Source organism: Nissabacter archeti (assembly GCF_018257325.1).
GTDB lineage: Bacteria > Pseudomonadota > Gammaproteobacteria > Enterobacterales > Enterobacteriaceae > Chimaeribacter > Chimaeribacter arupi.
Genome location: NZ_JAERKB010000016.1, coordinates 26,787 through 50,226, shown reverse-complemented (window position 1 = coordinate 50,226; position 23,440 = coordinate 26,787). Strand labels below are relative to the sequence as shown.

Sequence of the window (23,440 nt, the reverse complement as noted above, 5' to 3'; positions counted from 1 at the left end):
GCGCAGAATACCAGAAACTTAACGCAGGTGCAGCGGCAGCCAGATAATCAGGCGCAAGCCGCCGAGCGGGCTGTCATCGGCCCGTACCCAGCCGCGATGCTGGGAAACGGCGGTTTCGACAATCGCCAGGCCCAGCCCTGTGCCGCCGGATTCGCGATCGCGCGCTTCATCAGTGCGGTAGAACGGCCGGAAAATCTGCTCCCGATCGGCCGGTGACACGCCGGGGCCGTCATCATCCACCGTAATGGTGATGCCTTCCTCGTCACAGGCAAAGGCCACGGCAATGTGATGATGGGAATAACGCAGCGCATTGCGCACGATATTCTCCAGCGCGCTGTCCAGGGCGGAAGGGTTGCCAATCAGCGTCCACGGGCCCGGCGGAGAGGTGATCTCCAGCTTTTTGCCCATTTGCTCCGCCTCAAATTGCGCATTTTCCAGCACGTCCGCCCACAGGGTATTGGCCTTCAGCGGTTCGCGCGCCAGCTCGTTTTTATGCTGGCTGCGGGACAGCACCAGCAGATCGTTGATCATGCTGTCCAGCCGGTGCGCCTCGGTTTCAATACGCTCCAGCTCTTTACCCTCGCCATGACGCCGGCGCATCAGGGCCGTAGCCAGTTGCAGGCGCGTCAGCGGGGTGCGCAGTTCGTGGGAGATGTCAGAAATCAGCCGTTGCTGGGCGGTGACCATTCTTTCCAGCGCGCTCACCATCTGGTTGAAACTCGCCCCGGTCGCCAGGAATTCCTGCGGCCCGGCTTCCAGTTCCGGATGCTGCTTCAGGTTGCCGCGCGCCACATCATCTGCGGCGTTTTTCAGCTTGCGCGCCGGTTTCGCCAGGCTCCACGCCAGCCACAACAGCAGCGGTGAGCTGATTAACATGGTGACGATCAGCAGCAGCAGCGGCCGGTCAAACATCAGGTTGATAAAGTCAGACTGCGGGCTGTTGGCAGGGCGGATTAAGTAGAGCTGGTAGTTGTCTTCACCATCACGGATCGAGAACGGGCCGACCATTTCCACCCGGCCATATTTTTTCTTTTTCGGCCGATCGGCGTTATCCGACTGGCCGATAAAGTTACGGACGATCTGCATCTCGTTGCGCTGCGCGCCAATCACCCGCCCTTCACTGGTGACCAGCAACAGGCGCTGGCCCGGCGGCGCCCATTTGTCGATGGCGCGGAACAGACGCCGCCACCACATCAGGTCATTGGCCGGATCGCTGGCCAGCTCGGCTTCCACATGCTGTTCCAGCATCAGCCCCTGCCGCTGCTCACTTTCGAGCAACGGGGTCAGCTGGCGGGAGTCCAGTTTAGGTACCATCAACACTAACATCAGCACCAGCGCCAGGGTAAACCAGAAAATGGCGAAGATTCGTGCTGTTAAACTGTTGATCATGTTGCGGATACCATCAGATAGCCACGGCCGCGCAGGGTTTTGAACCACGGGTGCCCGTCTTTGCGTTCAGGCAGTTTGCGGCGCAGGTTGGAGATGTGCATATCAATTGCGCGGTCAAACGGCGTCAGGCGTTTGCCCAGCACTTCCTGGCTGAGATGCTCACGTGACACGACCTGGCCCAGGTGCTGCGCCAGCAGATAGAGCAACGTGAATTCCGTGCCGGTCAGATCCAGCACCTGATTTTCAAAGCTGGCTTCCTGTCGCCCTGGGTTCAGTTGGAGGCAATCCACCTGTAAGGTCGGCGCGCCGCTTTCCCCATTCTGCTGCTGCTCGCTCCAGTGTGAACGGCGCAGGATGGCGCGGATGCGGGCAACCAGCTCCCGGTCATTAAACGGCTTCGGCAGGTAGTCATCTGCGCCCAGTTCCAGCCCCAGCACGCGGTCCAGCTCGCTGCCGCGGGCGGTCAGCATAATCACCGGCGTCTGGTGGTGCTGGCGCAGCTCTTTCAGGGTATCAATGCCGTTTTTCTTCGGCATCATGATGTCCAGCAACAGCAGGTCAATACTGCTGTCCAGCTGTTCCAGGGCCTGTTCACCGTCATGGGCGACCACGACGTCAAACCCTTCCATATCCAGCAGTTCTTTCAAAAGCGACGTGAGTTCACGGTCGTCATCGACTAAAAGGATTTTATTCATTGTCTTTACCTCTAGACGCAAAATACGTCATCAATTGTTGGCATTCCATGACTTTACGAAGTTTTACATGCACTGACGCATGTTTGCAGCTGCTGCCCTACACTGGTTCACATTGAATAACGAATCGTGAACGGCACCAGGAGTTTTTAGATGCAAAAGGTAACTGCGTTAGTGTTGGCCACCTTGTTGCCGCTCTCTGCGGGTATGGCACAGGCTGCTGAGACAACGACCAGTGAACCTGCCTGGCACCATAACGAATCCATGCTGAAGCATGGCTACGCGAACAATGAATTAATGTTTGATGGCGTCAGCCTCACGGAAGAACAACGCCAGCAAATGCGTGACTTGATGCACCAGGCACGTCGTGACATGCCCCGTATCAATGTAGCTGAAATGGAAACCATGCATAGGCTGATCACGGCGAAGAACTTTGATCAGGCTGCGGTTGAGGCCCAGGCCGAAAAGATGGCCCGTGAGCAAGTGGCCCGCCAGGTTGAAATGGCCCGGGTGCGTAACCTGATGTACAACCTGTTGACCGATGACCAGAAAACCGTGCTGGCACAGAAACACCAGCAACGTATGGACCAATTGCAGAGGATGCAACAAGTGCAACAGCAAAACGCGCAGCGCATGAACGAGTTGCAACCGACTTCTGCCCAGAAGCTGAGTACCAAAGAGTAGTACCCTGTTTTTCCTTGCCATAGACACCATCCCTGTCTTCCCCACCGAAAGGTGGGGTTTTTTTTGCACTTTTTTGCAGGCAGATTCTTTCTGACTTATCACGGTAGCCTGACTGTTTTACGCTGTATCATGCTTCCGCCGGCCTGCGGCCGGTTCACCCTTCCGGTGATAAGCGTGCAAACATGGCCTCTTTTCATCCCTCTGACGGGGTTAGGAATAGTGCTATTCTTATAGCATCAATGTGCGGCAGAAAAAGGTATGATACCTCCCGCAGCGTGTTGGTATTCCGTGCCGGCTCAGACGCGCACGCACGCTTCATTACCCAGGACACCTGCCTGTCGTTAACGCAGGAACGGCAAGGACATAAGAACATCAGGCCAGTTTTCACCAGGAAACGTTTTTGGATGCCGATTATTGAACAGCCTTGCAACAAGCAGTGGATTACCCGGCGATAGAGTGACCTGAATCAATTCAGCCAGGGCTTTTTGTTATACTATCGCTGACCCAAAGACCGGTTCATTTTCTATACTGCGCGGCGTACGTATAATCGGCGGAATAAGCATTTTTAAGAAATTGCATCTACAAGTTCAGAGGTAGTCATGATCAAAAAAATTGGTGTACTGACGAGTGGCGGTGACGCCCCAGGTATGAATGCTGCAATCCGCGGTGTTGTGCGTGCCGCATTGACCGAAGGGCTGGAAGTTTTCGGTGTCTATGACGGCTACCTCGGCTTGTACGAAGATCGCATGGAAAAACTGGACCGCTACAGCGTGTCCGATATGATCAACCGCGGCGGTACCTTCCTGGGTTCTGCCCGTTTCCCTGAATTCCGTGATGAAGCGGTTCGCGCCAAAGCTATTGAAAACATGAAAAAACGCGGCATCGACGCGTTAGTGGTTATCGGCGGTGACGGCTCCTACATGGGGGCAAAACGCCTGACCGAAATGGGCTTCCCGTGCATCGGCCTGCCGGGCACCATCGACAATGATGTGGCCGGTACCGACTACACCATCGGCTATTTCACCGCGCTGGAAACGGTCGTCGAAGCGATTGACCGCCTGCGCGATACCTCCTCTTCTCACCAGCGTATCTCGATTGTTGAAGTGATGGGGCGTTACTGTGGTGACCTGACCCTGGCCGCGGCCATTGCCGGTGGCTGTGAGTTCATCGTCCTGCCGGAAGTTGAGTTTACCCGTGACGATCTGGTCGAAGAGATTAAAGCCGGTATCGCCAAAGGGAAAAAACACGCGATTGTGGCGATCACCGAACACATCTGTGACATCGACGAGCTGGCGCGCCACATTGAGAGCGAAACCAAGCGCGAAACCCGCGCCACGGTGCTGGGCCACATCCAGCGCGGCGGTGCGCCGGTCGCCTACGACCGTATCCTGGCGTCCCGCATGGGCGCATACTCCATCGAGTTGCTGCTCCAGGGTTACGGCGGCCGTTGTGTCGGTATTCAGAACGAGAAGCTGGTTCACCATGACATCATTGATGCCATCGAAAACATGAAGCGGCCGTTCAAGTCTGACTGGCTGGATACCGCGAAAAAGCTCTACTGATCCCCTGTTTTCAAAAAACCTCCCGCCGGGAGGTTTTTTTTCGCCTTCAAATGCTTATTCCAAAAAAACATAGTCGCTATCTTTTTATTCTTTAATCCTTGCCGGGGTTTCTGGCAGGCTGAAAGCCATAAACCACTTTGCAATGATCGACACCGGGAGAGCATAACGATGCGTAAATGGGGAGTAGGACTGGCACTGATGCTGGCCGCAACAGGCACTTTGGCAAAAGATATTCAATTGCTTAACGTTTCTTACGACCCAACGCGGGAGCTCTACCAGGAGTATAACCAGGCGTTTACCAAATACTGGCAAGCGAAAACCGGCGATCATGTCACGATTCGCCAGTCACATGGCGGCTCCGGCAAGCAGGCGACCTCTGTGATCAACGGTATTGATGCAGACGTCGTCACGCTGGCGCTGGCCTATGATGTGGACGCTATCGCTGAACGCGGCCGGATTGATAAAGCCTGGATCAAACGCCTGCCGGATAACTCCGCGCCGTACACCTCCACCATCGTTTTCCTGGTGCGTAAAGGCAACCCGAAACAGATCCACGACTGGCCGGATTTGGTGAAGCCCGGCGTGTCGGTGATTACCCCGAACCCGAAAACCTCCGGCGGCGCACGCTGGAACTACCTGGCTGCCTGGGGCTACGCACTGCACCACAACAATAACGACCAGGCCAAAGCACAGGATTTCGTGAAGGCGTTGTATAAAAACGTGGAAGTGCTGGATTCCGGTGCCCGCGGTGCCACCAATACCTTTGTGGAACGTGGTATGGGTGACGTGCTGATCGCCTGGGAGAACGAAGCCCAGCTGGCAGTGAAAGAAGTGGGTAAAGATAAGTTTGATATCGTGACGCCGAGCGAGTCCATTCTGGCGGAGCCAACGGTGTCTGTGGTGGACCGTATTGTAGACCGCCGCAACACCCGCGAAGTGGCGGAAGGCTACCTGAAATATCTCTATAGCCCGGAAGGCCAGACGATTGCCGCGCAGAACTACTACCGCCCGCGTGACCCGGCAGTTGCGGCAAAATTTGCCAACGAATTCCCGAAACTGAAGCTGTTTACTGTGGATGACGTCGCCGGCAGTTGGGCTGACGCGCAGAAAACGCACTTCGCCACCGGTGCCATCTTTGACCAGATCACCCGCCGCTAATGTTTTAAGGGCGATATCAGTTTTTCAGGACGAGAAACCCTGCGTCCAGCGCAATAAAAAACCCCGCCAGGCGGGGTTTTTTTATGGGCCAACGGCAGGGAAATTACGCGCGTTTGGCTTCTGCTGCCGCTTTCACGATCACGGCAAACGCGTCAGCTTTCAGGGACGCACCGCCCACCAGCGCGCCGTCGATGTCCGGCTGGGTGAAGAGTTCAGCCGCGTTACCGGCGTTCACGGAACCGCCGTACTGGATGATCACTTTCTCAGCGACGTCAGCATCCTGTTTGGCAATGTGGTCACGAATGAATTTGTGCACTGCCTGTGCCTGTGCCGGGGTCGCAGATTTGCCGGTACCAATCGCCCAGACCGGTTCATAGGCAATCACGGTGTTTTCGAAGGCTTTCGCGCCCAGGGTGTTCAGCACGGCGTCGAGTTGTTTGGCGCACACGGCTTCCGTCTGGCCGGCTTCGTTTTCCGCTTCGGTTTCACCGATGCACAGCACCGGGATCAGACCGGTGTCTTTCAGCACGCCAAATTTCTTGGCGATGAACTCATCACTTTCTTTGTGATAGGTGCGGCGCTCAGAGTGGCCGATGATGATGTATTGCGCGCCGATGTCTTTCAGCATTTCGGCAGAAGTTTCGCCGGTAAATGCACCTGACAGGTTAACGCCTACGTCCTGGGCACCCAGGGCAATGCGGCTGCCGGCCAGCTGGTGGCGGGCCTGATCCAGATAGAGTGCCGGAGGTGCGATGGCTACGCCGCAACCGTTGACTGCGCTCAATTCGTTACGCAGGCCTGCGATCAGTTCGTTAACCATATGGGTACTGCCATTAAGCTTCCAGTTACCCATTACTAAGGGATGACGCATGTTAAATCCTCCAAGCTGAGAGACGAGATTCGACTAAAATGACTGCCTTACAGGCAATTTACCTGCGGACCAGTATAGAGAGGATTGCTGCAAAAGGCTTTGCTTTTCGTCATGGTTAACCCTGCTCTTACGGCTCCGAAAGGGCCAGTTTCACCGGTTCTACGGCAAACGTCAGCCCCTTTTCCCCGTTATCAGACACCACATAGCGAATGGCACCAACCTGGTGCTGATAAAATTGCGCGCCTTTACCGGCTTCCAGCAGTTCCGCCACCCTGGCGGTACTCTGCTCGACATTCAGCGCCGGTTCGAACTCACGCATCAACGCCGCCATATAACTGATGGCGGTGGCGCGCGCGGCTTTTTCCTCGTTACCCTGAATCGGCAGGTAGGTCACCTGCATGGTTTTGATTTTGCCGGTGCCTTTCTCCAGCGCGGTTGACGCATAGAGATTTTCATTGATCTTGCTGGCGGCGCGCGTCAGGACGGCATGGGGTTCGGTGTCCGGAATCGAGCGAAACTCGTTAATCGGCAGGGAGGGGTTCTGGCCGTTATAGGTTTCACGGAATTTCACCACCGTCATGTCAAACGTGGGGGCGCCATTCAACAGATAAGGCGCTTTGGGCATCTCATTGCCCAGGGCGCTATGCCCGGCATCGGGCGGATCGGCCACCGCGCGGGGCAGGGCACTGACGGCCAGCAGGGCGGCCAATATTGGAATCAGGGATCTTTTCATCATGTCGTATATATCGCGGGAATCTGTGTCCGATTAAAACGGCATTCAGGGGTAAAAGTCAAAAAAGCCGCACTGCGCTGCCGGGGCGAGCGGGCGTGAGGTACACTGGCGCTCAGTGCGGATAAGGAGAAGCGTGAATGACATTGCAGGCATGGGGATTTTCTTTTCGCGGCCGTCTGGGGCGGCGGGATTTCTGGGTATGGCTGGTGGTGTGGTTAGTGGTGATGGGCGCGGCGTTCCTGGCCGCTGACCGGCGCTGGGTGGAGATTCAGTCGGCCGCGTTCCTGATTGTTTTCCTGCTGTGGCCCACCTCGGCGGTGCTGGTGAAACGCCTGCATGATCGCAACCGCGCCGGTGGGTGGGCATTTTTATTGATTCTGGCCTGGGTACTGGCAGCCGGAAACTGGCAGATGCTGCCGTCAACGGCGTCCTGGGCGCTGGGCCGCCTGCTGCCGTCAGTGATTTTTGCCATGATGCTGGTGGAGTGCGGCTTTATGCCGGGCACGCCGGACAAAAACCGCTTCGGCCCGCCGGCTGAACCGGTGCGTTACCGGTTATAGCCGGGCGGACGGGGCCGGTTACCAGTAATGCTCGCTGGTAATGTGGCCCGGTTTGCGGCGCAGGTGTTTGCGCATCTCGCGGCTCTCTTTCAGCACCTGCTGCGTGTCGCGCACCATCTGCGGGTTGCCGCACAGCATGACGTGGCTGGTTTCCGCCTCCATCGGCAGGCCGACCGCCGCTTCCAGTTCCCCGCTCTCAATCAGCGCCGGGACACGCCCGGTCAGGGAGCCGGGGACGGTTTCGCGGCTCACTACCGTCTGGATTTTCAGCTTGCCGTTCAGTTGCTGCTGAAGCTGTTGCATCAGCGGCAGGTAGCTGAGATCGCGCGCATAACGGGCGGCGTGTACCAGCACGATGTGGTCAAAACGCGCCAGATCTTTGCCCTCCTGCAAAATAGAGAGGTAAGGGCCAATGGCGGTGCCGGTGGCCAGCATCCACAGCGTCCGGCATTCCGGCACTTCATCCAGCACAAAAAAGCCGGCGGCCTCTTTCGTGACCATCAGTTCATCACCGGGCTGTAACGCATGAAGCCGTGGGCTGAGCTTGCCCTCCGGCACCGTCACCAGATAAAACTCCAGATTCTTATCGCTGGGCGCATTGACATACGAGTAGGCGCGCTGAACGCGCTCGCCCTCTATCTCCAGCGCCAGCTTAGCGAATTGCCCGGCCGTGAAAGGATCGACCGGCGCATTGACCTGGATGCTGAAGAGGCCGTCTGTCCAGTGTTCCACCTGCGTGACCTTTCCTGTTACCCACTCTGCCATAGTGTCAGTGCTCCTGTTGATTATCGGGTGGCCGCGTTGCGGCACGCTGCATCCTGTGACCCCGATGGTAGGTGATCTTTCTGTGAACAATTATCGATTAAATGGGATTGGCGTGCTGAAAGGCCGGCTGGCGTACAGCGCGCTTTACAGCGCTGGAGCGGCCGCCTGCCAGCCCGCCTGAAACCAGATCGCTGCAAAGTTTTAACAATAGCCGCAGTTTTGGTAGCGTACAGCCCACTTTCCCGGCCGCGGGCGCGCCGGCCTCCCAGCTTGATTTACTACCCTGAAAACCATGAAAAAAATTGAAAACCTTCACCTGATGGCCATGCTGATCCTGCTGGTGGCCGTCGGGCAGATGGCGCAGACCATTTATGTGCCGACCATTGCTGAGATAGCGCAGGACTTTGCCGTTAAACCCGGCGCAGTGCAGCGGGTAATGGCCGCCTACCTGATGATGTATGGCCTCTCCCAACTGGTGTATGGCCCGGTGTCAGACCGGGTGGGGCGGCGGCCGGTGATCTTTACCGGGATGCTGATTTTCCTGCTGGGTGCCGCCGGGGCGCTGCTGGCTACCGGCCTGAACGGGCTGATTGTGGCCGGGGCGGTGCAAGGCATGGGCACCGGTGTTGCCGGGGTGATGGCGCGTACCATGCCGCGTGACCTCTACGCCGGCAGTGCGCTGCGTCAGGCGAACAGCCTGCTGAATATGGGCATTCTGGTCAGCCCGCTGCTGGCACCTCTTATCGGCGGTGCACTGGCGGGCTGGTTTGGCTGGCGCGCCTGTTTCGCCTTTCTGCTGCTGTTGTGCAGCGGAGTCGCGTTAGCGATGTATCGTGGGCTGCCGGAAACCCGCCCGGCGGGGCAGGCACCGCGGGCGCTGTTCAGCGGCTTTAAACCGTTGCTGGCCGACGGCAACTTCAGCCGTTACCTGGTGATTCTGATGGGCGCGCTGGCAGGGATCGCGGTGTTTGAAGCGAGTTGCGGCGTGCTGATGGGCGGCGTGCTGGGGCTGAGCAGCCTGACGGTGAGTATCCTGTTTATCCTGCCGCTGCCGGCGGCTTTTTTCGGCGCCTGGTTTGCCGGTAAGGCGGGTGCCTCGTTTCACCAGCTGATGTGGTACGCGGTGCTGAGTTGCCTGCTGGCCGGGTTAATGATGTGGGTGCCGGGGTGGTTCGGCATCATGACCATCTGGACGCTGATTATCCCGGCGGCGCTGTTTTTCTTTGGCGCGGGGATGCTGTTTCCCCTGGCGACGACCGGTGCGATGGAGCCCTTCCCCTATCTGGCGGGGGCGGCCGGGGCGCTGGTCGGCGGGATGCAGAATATGGGGTCGGGACTGGTGGCCTGGCTCTCAGCGATGCTGCCGCAAACCGGCCAGTTCAGCCTGGGGCTGCTGATGTTCGCTACGGCGGTGCTGATGCTGCTCTGCTGGTGGCCGATGGCGGCCCGGCATCAGGAAGCGGGTGACACCGCCTGACACCGGGCGCAGATGCCCAGACGCGGTGGCTACAGGATGTAAGGGTGCAGCGCCGCGTCTTTGCGATCCAGGAAGTGCGTGGAGGTGATGCGGCGGATGGTGCGGGATTTACCGCGGATCAACAGGGTTTCGGTGGTCGCCATATTGCCCTGACGGCGGATGCCGTCCAGCAGATCCCCTTTGGTGATGCCTGTCGCGGAGAAGATCACATTGTCATTGCGCGCCATCTGTTCCAGCGTCAGCACCTGACCGGCCTCAATGCCCATCGCTTTGCAGCGTGCCAGCTCCTGCTCACCGATGCGGCGGTTCTCTTCACTCTCCCCTTTGACTTCATGGCGCGGCAACAGCCGGGCCTGCATGTCGCCGTCCAGTGCGCGGATCACCGCCGCCGAGATGACGCCCTCCGGCGCACCGCCGATGCCGTACATCACATCCACTTCGCTTTCCGGCATGCAGGTCAGGATAGACGCGGCCACGTCACCGTCAGGGATGGCAAAGACTTTCACCCCGAGCTGTTGCAGCTGCCTGATGGTGGCGTCGTGGCGCGGCTTGGCCAGAATGATCACCGTGAGGTCAGCCAGCGGTTTGTTGAGCCGGGCCGCGACGTTGCGCAGGTTTTGTTCCAGCGGCAGCGTCAGGTCAATACTGCCGTGTGCACCGGGGCCGACCACCAGTTTTTCCATGTACATGTCCGGTGCGTGCAGGAAGGTGCCGTGGTCGCCCACGGCCAGCACCGCCAGGGCGTTGGATTGGCCCATCGCCGTCATGCGCGTGCCTTCAATCGGATCCACCGCGATGTCGACGGCGTCCCCTTTTCCGGTGCCGACTTTCTCCCCGATGTAGAGCATCGGCGCTTCATCAATCTCCCCTTCGCCAATCACAATCCGGCCATCGATATCCACGTTATTCAACATGATGCGCATGGCATGGACAGCCGCGCCGTCAGCGGCGTTTTTATCGCCCCGGCCCAGCCATTTATAGCCCGCCAGTGCGGCGGCTTCGGTTACACGGGAAAACTCGATGGCTAATTCACGTTTCATGGCAAACCTGTCTGCGGTAAGGAAGATGCGCAGAAGTGTAACACAGGGGAAAGCGGGGCAGGGAACCGGGCAGGAGAGCAGGCTCCCCGGTAAGGGGAGCCTGAAGGGGCAGGTTATTCTTCGTGATCTTCCCAGGAGCGGGCGCGGGCAACCGCTTTTTTCCAACCGGCATAACGGTAGTTACGCTCTGTGGTTTCAATGCTCGGGCGGAATTCACGCTCGACCACTGCTTTGGCGCGCACTTCGTCCAGATCTTTCCAGAAGCCCACCGCCAGGCCGGCCAGGTAGGCCGCCCCGAGCGCCGTCACTTCACGGACTTCCGGGCGCTCCACGCGGGTGCCGAGAATGTCAGACTGGAACTGCATCAGGAAGTTATTAGACACCGCGCCGCCATCCACGCGCAGCGTTTGCAGGCGGGTGCCGGCATCGTTTTGCATCGCTTCCAGCACGTCACGCGTCTGGTACGCCACCGATTCCAGTGTGGCGCGGATAATATGGTTGGCGTTTGCGCCACGGGTCAGGCCGAAAAGTGCGCCGCGGGCATACGGGTCCCAGTAGGGGGCACCGAGGCCGGTAAAGGCCGGCACCATATACACGCCGTTGGAGTCTTTGACCTTCAGGGCGAAATACTCGGAGTCCGCCGCGTCGCTGATCAGTTTCATCTCATCACGCAGCCACTGGATCGCCGCGCCGCCGATGAACACGGCCCCTTCCAGCGCATAGTTCACTTCGCCGCGCGGGCCGCAGGCGATGGTGGTCAACAGGCCGTGGGTCGAGGTCACGGCTTCGGTGCCGGTGTTCATCAGCATAAAGCAGCCGGTGCCGTAAGTGTTTTTCGCCATGCCGGGTTCTACGCAGAGCTGGCCGTACAGCGCCGCCTGCTGGTCACCGGCGATACCCGCGATAGGAATACGCGTGCCGCCCTTCCCGCCGATGTTGGTCTGGCCGTAAATTTCTGACGAGGATTTCACCTCCGGCAGCATCTCCCGCGGGATGTCCAGGATCTCCAGCATCCGCTGATCCCATTCCAGTTTATGGATGTTGAACAGCATGGTGCGTGAGGCGTTGGTGTAGTCGGTGATGTGCACGCGGCCCTGCGTCATTTTCCACACCAGCCAGGTGTCCACGGTACCGAACAGCAGTTCGCCGCGCTTGGCGCGCTCACGGGCGCCCTCCACGTGGTCGAGGATCCATTTCACCTTGGTGCCGGAGAAATAGGGGTTAATCACCAGCCCGGTCGTGTGCTGGATGTACTCTTCCAGCCCCTCTTTTTTCAGTTTCTCGCAGTAGTCCGCGGTGCGCGGGTCCTGCCAGACGATGGCGTTATAGATGGGTTTGCCGCTCTCTTTATCCCAGACAATCGCGGTTTCACGCTGGTTGGTAATCCCGAGCGCGGCGATCTGGTCAGAACGGATGTCAGCATGTGCCAGCACTTCCACCAGTGTTGAGCTTTGGGAGGCCCAGATGTCCATCGGGTCATGCTCAACCCAGCCCGCTTTCGGGTAGATCTGGGTAAATTCACGTTGGGAAACCGCCACAATGTTGGCATCGTGATCGAGAACTACCGCGCGGGAACTGGTTGTGCCCTGATCAAGCGCGACAATGTATTTTTTTTCTGGCGTCATCATAATCATCCTGCAAAAAGTTAACCGGGAACGCGTTATTGCTTACGCTTTGCGCTGTGTAGGCTGAGGGGCTGCTTTGGCTTTCTCGTCTGTCTCGCACACTTCGCACGGCAGATGGCGGCCAATCAGGGCGCGGTAGCCAAAGGCACCGAGGGACGCCCCCACCAGTGGGCCAAAGATCGGCACCAGGAAATAAGGGATGCTCAGCCCGCCGGTAAAGGCGACTTTGCCCCAGCCCGCCAGGAAGGCGAACAGTTTCGGGCCGAAGTCACGCGCCGGGTTCAGGGCGAAGCCGGTCAGCGGGCCCATAGACCCCCCGATCACCGCAATCAGCAAACCAATCAGCAGCGGGGCCAGTGGGCCGCGCGGCACACCGTTGCCGTCATCGGTCAGGGCCATAATCAGGCAGACCAGAATAGCGGTGATAACGGTTTCCACAATAAATGCCTGCAAAATCGAGATGTGCGGGTTAGGGTATGTCGAGAAAATTCCCGCCAGGTCAAGGCTTTCCACGCTGCCGCGGACCATATTGTGGCCTTGTTCATACACAAAGAACAGATTGTAATAGAGGCCGTAGACCAGGGCGGCGGCACAGAAGGCCCCGGCGAACTGCGCCAGGATGTACGGGGCGACTTTACGGCCGTCAAAGCAGGCGAACAGCCATAACGCGATGGTGATTGCCGGGTTGAGGTGGGCACCTGAAATGGCGGCGGTCATGTACACCGCCATGGCCACGCCCAGGCCCCAGATGACGCTGATTTCCCACTGTCCGAAGCTGGCACCCGCCAGTTTCATGGCCGCCACACAACCGGCGCCGAAGAAAATGATAAGACCAGTTCCCAGGAATTCGGCGATGCATTGGCCTTTCAGGGTAGTGCTGGTTAATTGGCTCATAGTGAAGTCCTACAGACGGTAAGGTTCATAAGTTATTGTTGGTCGCTGTGATGTAACAAAGGTTAATTCACTTAATTGCTCATTTTAGAAATGAGAACACAATGTGAATTTATCGTTAACGAGCAAAAACGAGAAATAGCGAACTTAAAATGTGTGTGGTCTGTCATAAAAATGAGCGAATACGCGTTATTTTCTCGCCAATTTACGCTAATCGCGCATCTGTAAACCGGTCATCTTACCGTTTCGCGTCAGGCGCCTGCGCGTGGTGGTTCACGCTTTTTTGCCGGGCCGGCAAATGAGGGGAATAAAATGGCGCACTCAGCCCGGTTAACGCCGGGATGTGGCTAGACAGCGGCAGACAGGCTACATACAATCGACTTTATTAAATACAACCGGATTTGTTCAAGCGGCGCGCCGAGCTGATTCAGCCGCAGCGTTTCGAAAAGGGCGCTTGTTTTCAAAACTAAGCCGTTTTGCTGCCTCTGCCTCCCCTGGAGCGGACGACACAACAAGCTGTACGCCTTACGCACATAAGAGGAATTAAGAATGTCATTTGAAGTTTTTGAGAGATTAGAAGCGAAAGTTCAGCAGGCGATTGACACCATCACCCTGTTGCAAATGGAAATTGAAGAACTGAAAGAGAAGAACAACACGCTCTCTCAGGAAGTTCAGAATGCCGGCAGCCACCACGAAATGCTGGTGCGTGAGAATGAGCAGCTGAAACAAGAGCAGCACGTATGGCAGGATCGTCTGCGTGCCCTGCTGGGAAAAATGGAAGAGGTCTGATTCCCTCGCACCCGGCGCACGCCGCAAGGGTGTAAAGTCAGAACGAAAAAGGCACTCCGCAGAGTGCCTTTTTGTTGCCCGGCGAACTTGCCCCGGACGCGGCTTATTCGATGTCGAGCGGATCTTCCGACAGGATAATCCCGGTGTTGTCTGCATAGAGATGATCGCCGGAGAAGAACGTCACCCCGCCGAAATTGACGCGGATATCACTTTCGCCAATGCCTTCACCGGCAGCCCCGGCCGGGATGGCGGCCATCGCCTGGATGCCGATGTCCATCTCTGCCAGATCGTCCACCTGGCGTACCGCGCCGTAAACCACCAGCCCTTCCCACTCGTTCTGCGTGGCAATTCGCGCCAGCTCGGCATTGATTAACGCCCGGCGCACCGACCCCCCACCATCAACCAGCAGCACCCGGCCGCGGCCATTCTCTTCTAACAGATCATACAGCAGGCCGTTATCTTCGAAACATTTCACGGTAGTGATCTGTCCGCCAAATGAGGTACGCCCGCCAAAGTTGGAGAACAGAGGCTCAACGACGTTCACCTCTTCGTGATAAATATCGCACAGTTCGGAAGTATCGTATTTCATAGGATTAACGTCTGGTTGATGCAGGAATATCCAGTATATCCCTTTCTGGCGGATGTTGGCAAAATCATCAATTGTTAACTTTGCCTTCAGCCATAATGAATTAACTGATGCTCAGCACCACACCGAGCGCAAACAACACGTTGGTTAACAGCGCGGCTTTAACCATCTGCTCCAGCATCGGCCGCATCGCCGAGGCTTGCTGTTCCCGTACCACAAACCGCCCGTGGCGCAGCAACACCGGCAGCGCCAGCACAAACAGCCAGCCCCAGGGGCTGTGCAAGTACAACAGCGCAAACAGGGTAAAACAGAGCACCGCGCCCGCCAGCAGCATGGCGTGATAGTAGCGCCCTTTACGTGCGCCCAGCCGTACCGCCAGGGTATTTTTGCCGTTGGCGCTGTCGCTGTCGATGTCCCGCAGGTTGTTGATGTTGAGCACGGCCGCCGCCAGCAGGCCACAGGCGGTCGCGGGCAGGAACACTACGCCGTCAAGCCGGTGGGTTTGCAGGTAATAGGTGCCGGCAACGCTGATCCAGCCGAAAAACGTCAATACGGAAATGTCCCCCAGGCCGCGGTAGCCATAAGGTTTTGACCCCACGGTATAGGTGATGGCGGCGGCAATCGACAGCAGGCCAAGCAGCACAAAGCCCAGCACATCCTGCGGGGTGTCACAGGCCACGGCGATAAGCCCGATGCCGGACAGCAACGTCAGCAGCACGGAAATGATCAGCGCCCGTTTCATCTGTGCGGCGCTGATCACGCCTTTCTGCATACCGCGCAGCGGCCCGAGGCGGTCAGGCGTATCACTGCCTTTCAGCGCGTCGCCGTAATCATTCGCCAGATTGGACAGAATTTGCAGCAGGCCGGCGGTCAGCAGTGCCAGCAGGGCAATAACCGGGTGGAAACTGTGGTGCCAGGCGGCTATCGCCGAGCCTGCCACGATAGAGGCGAAAGCCAGCGGCAGGGTGCGCGGCCGCAGGCTTTCCAGCCAGGCACGGCCTGGCGAGGTATAACATTGTTCGCTCATGATTCGCTTTTGTCCGGGGGGAATGCCATAAAAAAACAGGGAGGCCGAAGCCTCCCTGCAAATAGTATGGGATTATGGACGCGAATTACAGGATAAAACGGCTCAAATCTTCATCGGCCACCAGCTGATCCAGGTGTTTCCCGACGTAGTCCGCATCAATTGCGAACGTTTCACCGCTTTTCTCGCTGGCGTCATAAGAGATGTCTTCCATCAGACGCTCAAGCACGGTGTGCAGGCGGCGGGCACCGATGTTTTCGGTGGTTTCGTTCACCTGCCAGGCTGCTTCTGCGATACGGCGGATGCCGTCTTCGGTAAAGGAGACCGTCACGCCTTCTGTCGCCATCAGCGCTTTATACTGCTCAGTCAGCGAGGCACTTGGCTCGGTCAGGATGCGTTCGAAATCGCTGGTCGACAGCGCCTGAAGTTCCACACGGATTGGCAGGCGGCCCTGCAATTCCGGGATCAGGTCAGCCGGGCTCGCCGTCTGGAAGGCACCGGACGCGATGAACAGGATGTGGTCAGTTTTCACCATGCCGTGCTTGGTAGAAACGGTGCAGCCTTCCACCAGCGGCAGCAGGTCACGCTGTACGCCTTCGCGGGAGACATCCGGGCCGGAGCCCTGGCCGCCGCGCTTACAGATTTTGTCGATCTCATCGATAAACACAATACCGTGCTGCTCAACGGCTTCGATCGCCTGCTCTTTCAGCTCTTCCGGGTTAACCAGTTTCGCCGCTTCCTCTTCGATCAACAGCTTGAACGCTTCTTTGATCTTGATTTTGCGCGGTTTCTGCTTCTGCCCTGCCAGGTTCTGGAACATGGACTGCAGCTGGTTGGTCATCTCTTCCATGCCCGGAGGCGCCATGATTTCAACGCCCATCGGGGCCGCCGCCAGATCGATTTCGATCTCTTTGTCGTCAAGCTGGCCTTCACGCAGTTTCTTGCGGAATGCCTGACGCGCAGCGGACGGCTCCTGGTTTTCATCCGGCACGCCCCAGTTGTTTTTCGCCGGCGGTACCAGCACATCCAGGATGCGGTCTTCTGCCATTTCTTCCGCGCGGTGGCGGTTTTTGTCGATCGATTGCAGGCGCACCATTTTCACGGCGGCATCCGTCAGATCGCGGATGATGGAATCGACTTCTTTACCCACATAGCCCACTTCGGTGAACTTGGTGGCTTCTACCTTGATGAACGGCGCGTTCGCCAGTTTCGCCAAGCGGCGGGCAATTTCGGTTTTACCCACACCGGTCGGGCCGATCATCAGAATGTTTTTTGGGGTCACTTCATGGCGCAGCGCTTCATCGAGCTGCATCCGGCGCCAGCGGTTACGCAGGGCAATGGCAACGGCACGCTTCGCTTTGTCCTGGCCGATGATGTAGCTGTCCAGCTCGCTGACAATCTCGCGCGGGGTCATTTCAGACCGTTGGGTCATAGTAGACGGCATAGTATTCGGTCCTTACGCTTTAGAAGGCAGTTCTTCAATAGTATGGAATTGGTTGGTGTAGATGCAGATATCGCCTGCAATACCCAGGGATTTTTCCACGATGTCACGGGCGCCCAGCTCAGTGTTTTCCAGCAGGGCGCGCGCCGCTGATTGGGCGTAAGGGCCGCCGGAACCAATGGCAATCAAATCATTTTCAGGCTGGATAACGTCACCGTTACCGGTGATGATCAGCGACGCGTTCTCGTCAGCCACCGCCAGCAGCGCTTCCAGGCGGCGCAGCATCCGGTCGGTACGCCAGTCTTTCGCCAGCTCCACGGCCGCTTTGACCAGATGGCCCTGGTGCATTTCAAGTTTGCGCTCAAACAGTTCAAACAGGGTGAAGGCGTCGGCCGTGCCGCCGGCAAAACCGGCAATCACTTTGTCATTGTAGAGACGGCGTACTTTACGCACGTTGCCCTTCATAACGGTATTTCCCAGGGTTGCCTGGCCATCGCCACCAATTACGACCTGGCCATTACGGCGCACACTTACAATTGTTGTCACGAGCAAACCCTCGTTGCAGTCAGAAAAGGCCCCCGGACCGGGGCATCAACACCGGGCCGGGGCATATTGAGAATAGAGATGGGGGAGGATTGTGGCTTTTCAACCCCCGGCTGCAAGGGGAATGCAGCCGGACATACCGACGCCGCGCAGGCGCTGTAAAGACTTATCTGCCGCGGCGCGGGAGCTGTAAGGCCCAAGCACCACGCGGTTCCAGCCGCCATTGGCGGTGATGCGGCTTTCGATGCCCTCAAAGGCCAGCTGCGCACGGATAGACTCCGCCTGGTCGCCGGTGCGGAAGGAGCCGCACTGCACCATCCAGCGCTGGGGCTTCTCTTTCTCTTTTTCTTTCGGTTTCTCCGCCTTCGGCTGCACTGCCGTGACCGGCGCGGCAGGCTGCGATGGCGTGGTTTGGGTCCGCGGCACGGTTTTCGGCGGCTGCGGCTGTACCGGCTGCTCGCGCGGCAGGCTGCTGGTCACCGGCGGCATCCGGGTGGTGGCCGGCGTATGCGTGCTCTGTGACGGATCGTTATACGGCACTTCAGAGAGCTGCGTCGGCTGCTGGCGCATGTCGGCCTGCATCTGCTCCAGCAACTGGCGCTGCTCCGGCGTCAGTTCCGTCTGCGATTTCACTTCACCGCCGGCGGTCGGTTCCGTCGGGGTCTGCACGCCTATCTGCCGGTTTTCCAGCTCTTTGATGTAACGCCAGCGCTCCTCCGGCTTCGGCGGCAACCCATTGCCCGGATGGGCAGGGTGCGCCGGCAGCAGCGGTTCCGCATCCTCTGACTTATTGTGCGTGATGAAATAGAGGCCACCGATAAATGTCACCAGAACCGCGACAGCCAGTGCCACCATCGTTTTGGAGATACCCGGAGAACTGCTTTTTTTCTTCCGGCCGGGGGCTTTCCGCCGCGCTCCTGCGCGCCCACGGCTTACATAGTCTCTCTGTGCCACTATCGTTTCGCTGTGTCGTGATGAAGAATGAAGTCGGTCATGTTACTGAACCCTAAAAAGTTTGACTAGCGCTTAGGCGCTGCGGTGCTGCCGCGTACCACCAATTCACTCTCGAGCAGCCGTGAGCCGCTTTGTACCGCATGACCCTGCAACTGTTCAAGTAATAGCAGCATCGCCTGGCGGCCAAGCTGGAACCGCGGCTGGGCGACGGTGGTCATCGGCGGGTCACTGTACTGGCAGAGTTTGATGTCATCAAAGCCGACCAGCGACACATCATAAGGCACGCGCAGGCCCAGTTTTTTCGCCTGGGAGAGCGCGCCCATCGCCATGATGTCGTTGTGGCAGAAGATGGCGGTCGGCGGTTTCGGCAACGACATCAGCGTGCCCAGCGCCTGCGCCCCGGCTTCGTAGCTGAAGTCCCCGCGCACAATATAGTGGCTCTCCACCGGCAGGTTATTGCGGCGCAGCGCCTGAATATAGCCCTGCAGCCGGTAATGGCACAGCGGCATTTTTTCCGGCCCGGCAATGCAGGCGATGCGCTGGTGCCCGAGGCGGTGCAGGTAATGTACCGCTTCGAAGGCCGCGGTCAGGTTGTCAATGTGCACGGTCGGCAGCTCCAGCTCCGGCGCGAACTCATTGGCCATGACCATCGGCGGCAGGTTGCGCTGCTCCTCTTTGCTGGCATCGAACGGCAGGTTCGAGCCGAGCAGCAGCATCCCGTCAATCTGCTTGGTGATAATCAGGTTGATAAAGGTACGCTCTTCCTGCTGTTGCTGGGCGCAGTCACCAATCAGCACCAGGTAGCCGTTTTCCGCGGCGGTGCGCTCAACGCCCTGGATCACATCGGCAAAGAACGGGTCGCTGATGTCCGGGACGATCACCAGAATGGTACGGGATTCGCTGCGTTTGATGTTGCGGGAGAGGGCATGGGGAGAATAGCCGACAGCCAGCACCGCCTGTTCAACCTTTTGCCGGGTTGGGGCGGAGACTTTTTCGGGGTTCATGAGGGCGCGCGACACAGTGGCGGTGGATACCCCGGCCATCTCGGCAACATCCTTCATGGTCGCCATCGGTATTTCTTTTTTTAATTCCAACGCGTCTCTCCTTGCACAGGCGGCAGGCCGGTGCCACTACCTGGAAAATCATGATGCTGAGCCACTGACGGCAGGCAACGTGTCATTTTGTCATACATGCCTGGTTCCCTGAGGCTGACAGCGTATCTGTTTTGGGTGCATACCTAACCACATTCTAAACAGATTGTGGTTAGGATTTGTTACCTAATTTGCATGAAAAGTGTGAGCAGTGAAGACTTTTTCGATGTGCTGCGCAACTCCGGCACCCGAGGGTGGCTTTTTTCCGGCGCGGGATTATCGTTCTGCCGGTCAGCCGTCGATCGGGTCAACATCCACTGTCCACTTGACCTTGCGTGACAGCGGCAGGGCAGCAATCAGGGGCTGGGACTCTGTCATCAGGCGCTGGAGCAGGCGGCGCGCCGGGTGCTGCAACAGCAACTGCCAGCGGAAACGCCCGCCGCGTTTGGGTTGCAGCGCCGGCACCGGGCCGAGGATCCAGAGCGACTCCTCGCGCAGCGGGCTGGCCTCAAACAGGGTGCGTAATTGCTGGAGGAACTGGGCCGCCAGCTGGTTATCCTGATCTTCCGCGCGGATCAGGATGTGGCTGGTAAAGGGCGGCAGAAACACGCTTTTGCGCTCGGCCAGCGTCTGGCGGGCAAAGGCGTCATACCCTTCCCGCAGCAAAATCTGCAACAGCGGGTGCTCCGGGTGGTGGGTTTGCAAAATCACCTCACCCTGTTTGCCCGCCCGCCCGGCGCGGCCGGAAACCTGGGTGTAGAGCTGGGCGAAGCGTTCTGCCGAGTGGAAATCGCCGGAAAAGAGCGCGCCGTCCACGTCCAGCAGGGAAACCAGTGTGACATCCGGGAAGTGGTGGCCCTTCGCCAGCATCTGCGTGCCGATCAGGATGCGCGCACCGCCGCGGTGAACATCGGCCAGGTGTTGCTCCAGCGCGCCTTTACGGCTGGTGGTGTCGCGGTCGATGCGGGTGATCGGCGTGTCCGGGAACAGCGGGGCCAGCTCATGTTCCAGCTGCTCCGTACCAACGCCCACCGGCATCAGCTGCGTGGAGCCGCATTGCGGGCACTGGTACGGCACGCGCCGCTGGCTGTCACAGTGGTGGCAGCGCAACTGCCGCAGGTGCTGGTGCAGGGTGTAGTAGTGGTCGCAGCGCTGGCATTCGGCGATCCAGCCGCACTCATGGCAAAGCAGGGCCGGGGCGTAACCGCGCCGGTTGAGGAACAGCATCACCTGGTTGTCTGCCGCCAGATGTTCACGCATCCGTTTCAGGAGCGGCTGGGAAAGGCCCGCTTTCAGCGGCAGCCCTTTCAGGTCCAGCAGGTGCTGGGCAGCCGGGCGGGCGTTACCGGCGCGGCGCGCCAGCGTGAGCTGGCGGTATTTGCCGGTCTGGACATTGTGCAGCGTCTCCAGCGCCGGGGTGGCCGAGCCCATGACGATCGGCACATCTTCCGCATGGGCGCGGTACACCGCCAGGTCGCGCGCATGGTAACGCCAGCCTTCCTGCTGTTTATAGGAGCTGTCATGCTCTTCATCGATGATGATGACGCCGAGCCGCGCAAACGGGGTAAACAGCGAGGAGCGCGTGCCGATGACGATCGCCGCCTCACCGTTACGCGCCCGCAGCCACACGGCCAGCCGCTCGCTGTCATTCAGGCCGGAGTGCAGCACCTCCACCGGGGCATTGAAACGCTCGCGGAAGCGGGCGATGGTTTGCGGCGTCAGGCCGATTTCCGGCACCATCACCAGTGCCTGCTTACCGGCGGCGAGGATATTCTCCAGAACGCTGAGGTAGACTTCGGTTTTACCGGAGCCGGTCACGCCTGCCAGCAGCCAGGGGGCGAAATGGTCATCCTCACTGCGGATCGCGCCCACCGCGGTGGCCTGCTCGGTGTTGAGCCGCAACCGCTCCCCGAGCACCTCAAAGCCCGGCCGCCAGTCCGCCACCCCGGCCGCCTGCGCGCGCAGGTCAGCCAGGCCTTTGGCACGCAGCGCCTGAAGTGCCGGTTCGGTCAGTTCGAGGTCAGCCACTGCGTCGCGCCAGACCGGCCCCTGTAACAGCGTGGCCAGCGCCTGCTGCTGCTTGCGCGCCCGTTTCAGGCTGTCGGGCGGCGTCACCCGCCCCTGTTCGGTGGCGAACCACTGCCAGCGCGGCGGCAGCTCAGCCATTTTGCCCTGGCGCAGCAGCACCGGCAGCGCATGGAACAGCACCTCCCCCAGCGGGAAGTGGTAGTAACCGGCGGCCCAGTGCAGCATCCGCCACATCAGCGGGCTGAACAGGCTGTGGCTGTCGAGCACGCCGTCCACCGGTTTGAGCTGGTCACGCGGCAGTTCGCTCTGCTCACTGACCCCTACCGCCACGCCCACCACCTGACGCTTGCCGAACGGCACGGTGATGCGCGCGCCGGGCACCACCGGCGGCAGGCCGTCAGGCAGCAGATAGTCAAAAGTACGGTTGAGGGGCACGGGCAGGGCGGTATGAACGACAGGCATCAGGTGTCCGGACTGTTAAAAAATGTCGGAATAGTGTACACTGTGTGCCTCAAAATGTGTGGATGCGTTTGCATCGGCCTGCGGGTTTCTGTATGATTCGCCGCCTTTGATACATTTTGATGTTATCAAAACCTAACTTTATCCACTACGCGTGGTGTCTGGCAAAACAGGGCTGGATAGCGACGCGGCCTTAACTGAGGTTTTCCCATGAAACAAGGTATCCACCCGAAATACGATTTCGTTACCATCACTTGCACCTGCGGTAACGTGATCAAAACCCGTTCTACTATGGGTCACGATCTGAACCTGGACGTGTGCAGCGCATGTCACCCGTTCTATACTGGTAAGCAACGTGACGTGGCTACCGGTGGTCGTGTTGACCGCTTCAACAAGCGTTTCAGCGTACCGGGCGCTAAGAAGTAATTACTGCCCGCACGACGAAAAAGGCGCCTTCAGGCGCCTTTTTGCATTTCTGGTTCCGGCATTTCTGCTTTTTCCCAGGTCTGGAAAAATCACCGCAACACGGCGGGCACCGGCCCACCGCCCCGCTTAATATTCCCAGGTATCGGGATCCACACCCATTTCGCGCATCATCACTTTCGCTTCTTCCGGGATCTCATCACTGCGTTCTTTGCGCAGGTCAGCATCATTCGGCAGCGGCTGGCCGGTAAAGGCATGAAGGAACGCCTCACACAACAGTTCGCTGTTGGTGGCATGGCGCAGGTTGTTCACCTGGCGACGTGTCCGTTCATCCGTCAGAATTTTGAGCACTTTCAGCGGGATAGACACCGTGATTTTTTTAACTTGCTCGCTTTTTTTACCGTGTTCAGCGTATGGGCTGACATATTCGCCGTTCCACTCAGCCATGGGACACCTTAAATTTGTCGGAAAAATATAAAATTCTAAAAACCGGCTGATTATGCCCGATCTTCACTGTTCTCACTAAACCAATCTTGATAAAAATCTCCGTTACCGGAGCAACCTCACTGACACGCCGTTGTAACCGGTCAACAGTCTTTCTTTCAGCCGCGCAACGGGGCTGCAACCTGCCTGACATGTTACTCACATTTGAAAA

At 58.5% G+C, this 23,440-nt stretch carries 23 protein-coding genes; 7 read left to right on the top strand and 16 right to left on the bottom strand.

The window, feature by feature from the left end:
- Window positions 1-18: 18 nt before the first annotated feature.
- Window positions 19-1,389 (bottom strand): envelope stress sensor histidine kinase CpxA, encoded by a 1,371-nt coding sequence (gene cpxA, locus JK232_RS19855; RefSeq protein WP_072931567.1) that lies wholly within the window; start codon window positions 1,387-1,389, stop codon window positions 19-21.
- Window positions 1,386-2,084 carry an envelope stress response regulator transcription factor CpxR gene (gene cpxR, locus JK232_RS19850; protein ID WP_072931569.1) on the bottom strand — a complete coding sequence of 233 codons (699 nt, stop codon included), beginning with the start codon at window positions 2,082-2,084 and terminating at the stop codon, window positions 1,386-1,388. Before cpxR ends, cpxA begins: the two co-directional genes overlap by 4 nt.
- 150 nt (window positions 2,085-2,234) lie before the next feature.
- On the opposite strand from cpxR, the gene cpxP reads away from it, so the two are divergent.
- The 3 genes from cpxP to JK232_RS19835 all read left to right on the top strand — a co-directional run bounded on the left by cpxP (window position 2,235) and on the right by JK232_RS19835 (window position 5,485).
- Window positions 2,235-2,765, top strand: a complete 531-nt coding sequence (gene cpxP, locus JK232_RS19845; protein ID WP_072931571.1) for a cell-envelope stress modulator CpxP — start codon at window positions 2,235-2,237, stop codon at window positions 2,763-2,765.
- A gap of 599 nt (window positions 2,766-3,364) precedes the next feature.
- Window positions 3,365-4,327: a 6-phosphofructokinase gene (gene pfkA, locus JK232_RS19840; protein ID WP_072931573.1), complete on the top strand. Its 963-nt coding sequence runs from the start codon at window positions 3,365-3,367 to the stop codon at window positions 4,325-4,327.
- Between the two features lie 168 nt (window positions 4,328-4,495).
- Entirely contained in the window at window positions 4,496-5,485 is a 990-nt protein-coding gene (locus tag JK232_RS19835) for a sulfate ABC transporter substrate-binding protein (protein ID WP_072931575.1), read from the top strand.
- Window positions 5,486-5,588: 103 nt separating this feature from the next.
- Here JK232_RS19835 and tpiA read toward each other — a convergent pair whose 3' ends face one another.
- Together tpiA and JK232_RS19825 are read right to left on the bottom strand one after the other, a co-directional pair.
- A complete protein-coding gene (tpiA, locus tag JK232_RS19830) occupies window positions 5,589-6,356 on the bottom strand; it encodes a triose-phosphate isomerase (protein WP_072931577.1) in 768 nt (255 codons plus the stop codon).
- Between the two features lie 127 nt (window positions 6,357-6,483).
- Complete coding sequence (locus tag JK232_RS19825; RefSeq protein WP_165698481.1) at window positions 6,484-7,089, bottom strand: DUF1454 family protein; 606 nt, start codon at window positions 7,087-7,089, stop codon at window positions 6,484-6,486.
- A gap of 137 nt (window positions 7,090-7,226) precedes the next feature.
- Here JK232_RS19825 and JK232_RS19820 point away from each other — a divergent pair, with 137 nt between their 5' ends.
- The gene (locus JK232_RS19820; protein ID WP_101829035.1) at window positions 7,227-7,649 is read left to right on the top strand and encodes a DUF805 domain-containing protein; all 423 of its coding nucleotides are present in this window, start codon (window positions 7,227-7,229) and stop codon (window positions 7,647-7,649) included.
- 18 nt (window positions 7,650-7,667) lie between these two features.
- Here JK232_RS19820 and fpr read toward each other — a convergent pair whose 3' ends face one another.
- Window positions 7,668-8,414, bottom strand: coding sequence for a ferredoxin--NADP(+) reductase (gene fpr / locus JK232_RS19815; RefSeq protein WP_212589613.1), 747 nt, complete (start codon window positions 8,412-8,414; stop codon window positions 7,668-7,670).
- Between the two features lie 292 nt (window positions 8,415-8,706).
- On the opposite strand from fpr, the gene emrD reads away from it, so the two are divergent.
- Window positions 8,707-9,891, top strand: coding sequence for a multidrug efflux MFS transporter EmrD (gene emrD / locus JK232_RS19810; RefSeq protein ID WP_072931583.1), 1,185 nt, complete (start codon window positions 8,707-8,709; stop codon window positions 9,889-9,891).
- A gap of 29 nt (window positions 9,892-9,920) precedes the next feature.
- On the opposite strand, the gene glpX is transcribed toward emrD, so the two are convergent.
- From glpX to JK232_RS19795, 3 genes are all read right to left on the bottom strand, one after another.
- A complete protein-coding gene (gene glpX, locus JK232_RS19805) occupies window positions 9,921-10,931 on the bottom strand; it encodes a class II fructose-bisphosphatase (RefSeq protein WP_101835278.1) in 1,011 nt (336 codons plus the stop codon).
- Window positions 10,932-11,044: 113 nt separating this feature from the next.
- A complete protein-coding gene (gene glpK, locus JK232_RS19800; protein WP_101829032.1) occupies window positions 11,045-12,559 on the bottom strand; it encodes a glycerol kinase GlpK in 1,515 nt (504 codons plus the stop codon).
- Between the two features lie 39 nt (window positions 12,560-12,598).
- Window positions 12,599-13,450, bottom strand: a complete 852-nt coding sequence (locus JK232_RS19795; RefSeq protein ID WP_072931589.1) for an MIP/aquaporin family protein — start codon at window positions 13,448-13,450, stop codon at window positions 12,599-12,601.
- Between the two features lie 546 nt (window positions 13,451-13,996).
- Between JK232_RS19795 and zapB the strand changes: the two genes are divergently transcribed.
- The gene (gene zapB / locus JK232_RS19790) at window positions 13,997-14,236 is read left to right on the top strand and encodes a septal ring assembly protein ZapB (protein ID WP_072931591.1); all 240 of its coding nucleotides are present in this window, start codon (window positions 13,997-13,999) and stop codon (window positions 14,234-14,236) included.
- Window positions 14,237-14,339: 103 nt separating this feature from the next.
- On the opposite strand, the gene rraA is transcribed toward zapB, so the two are convergent.
- From rraA to priA, 7 genes are all read right to left on the bottom strand, one after another.
- Window positions 14,340-14,825: a ribonuclease E activity regulator RraA gene (gene rraA, locus JK232_RS19785; RefSeq protein WP_072931593.1), complete on the bottom strand. Its 486-nt coding sequence runs from the start codon at window positions 14,823-14,825 to the stop codon at window positions 14,340-14,342.
- A 100-nt stretch (window positions 14,826-14,925) separates the two neighbouring features.
- Window positions 14,926-15,849 (bottom strand): 1,4-dihydroxy-2-naphthoate polyprenyltransferase, encoded by a 924-nt coding sequence (locus JK232_RS19780; RefSeq protein ID WP_072931595.1) that lies wholly within the window; start codon window positions 15,847-15,849, stop codon window positions 14,926-14,928.
- 85 nt (window positions 15,850-15,934) lie between these two features.
- Complete coding sequence (gene hslU, locus JK232_RS19775; protein ID WP_072931597.1) at window positions 15,935-17,278, bottom strand: HslU--HslV peptidase ATPase subunit; 1,344 nt, start codon at window positions 17,276-17,278, stop codon at window positions 15,935-15,937.
- A gap of 24 nt (window positions 17,279-17,302) precedes the next feature.
- Window positions 17,303-17,833 (bottom strand): ATP-dependent protease subunit HslV, encoded by a 531-nt coding sequence (hslV, locus tag JK232_RS19770; protein ID WP_072931598.1) that lies wholly within the window; start codon window positions 17,831-17,833, stop codon window positions 17,303-17,305.
- A gap of 99 nt (window positions 17,834-17,932) precedes the next feature.
- Window positions 17,933-18,784: a cell division protein FtsN gene (gene ftsN, locus JK232_RS19765; protein WP_072931600.1), complete on the bottom strand. Its 852-nt coding sequence runs from the start codon at window positions 18,782-18,784 to the stop codon at window positions 17,933-17,935.
- 65 nt (window positions 18,785-18,849) lie between these two features.
- Window positions 18,850-19,878 (bottom strand): DNA-binding transcriptional regulator CytR, encoded by a 1,029-nt coding sequence (gene cytR, locus JK232_RS19760; RefSeq protein WP_072931602.1) that lies wholly within the window; start codon window positions 19,876-19,878, stop codon window positions 18,850-18,852.
- A 288-nt stretch (window positions 19,879-20,166) separates the two neighbouring features.
- The gene (gene priA, locus JK232_RS19755) at window positions 20,167-22,365 is read right to left on the bottom strand and encodes a primosomal protein N' (protein ID WP_101829030.1); all 2,199 of its coding nucleotides are present in this window, start codon (window positions 22,363-22,365) and stop codon (window positions 20,167-20,169) included.
- 207 nt (window positions 22,366-22,572) lie between these two features.
- Here priA and rpmE point away from each other — a divergent pair, with 207 nt between their 5' ends.
- Window positions 22,573-22,788 carry a 50S ribosomal protein L31 gene (rpmE, locus tag JK232_RS19750; RefSeq protein WP_072931606.1) on the top strand — a complete coding sequence of 72 codons (216 nt, stop codon included), beginning with the start codon at window positions 22,573-22,575 and terminating at the stop codon, window positions 22,786-22,788.
- 126 nt (window positions 22,789-22,914) lie between these two features.
- Here rpmE and metJ read toward each other — a convergent pair whose 3' ends face one another.
- Window positions 22,915-23,232, bottom strand: a complete 318-nt coding sequence (gene metJ, locus JK232_RS19745; protein ID WP_072931608.1) for a met regulon transcriptional regulator MetJ — start codon at window positions 23,230-23,232, stop codon at window positions 22,915-22,917.
- Between the last annotated feature and the right edge of the window lie 208 nt (window positions 23,233-23,440).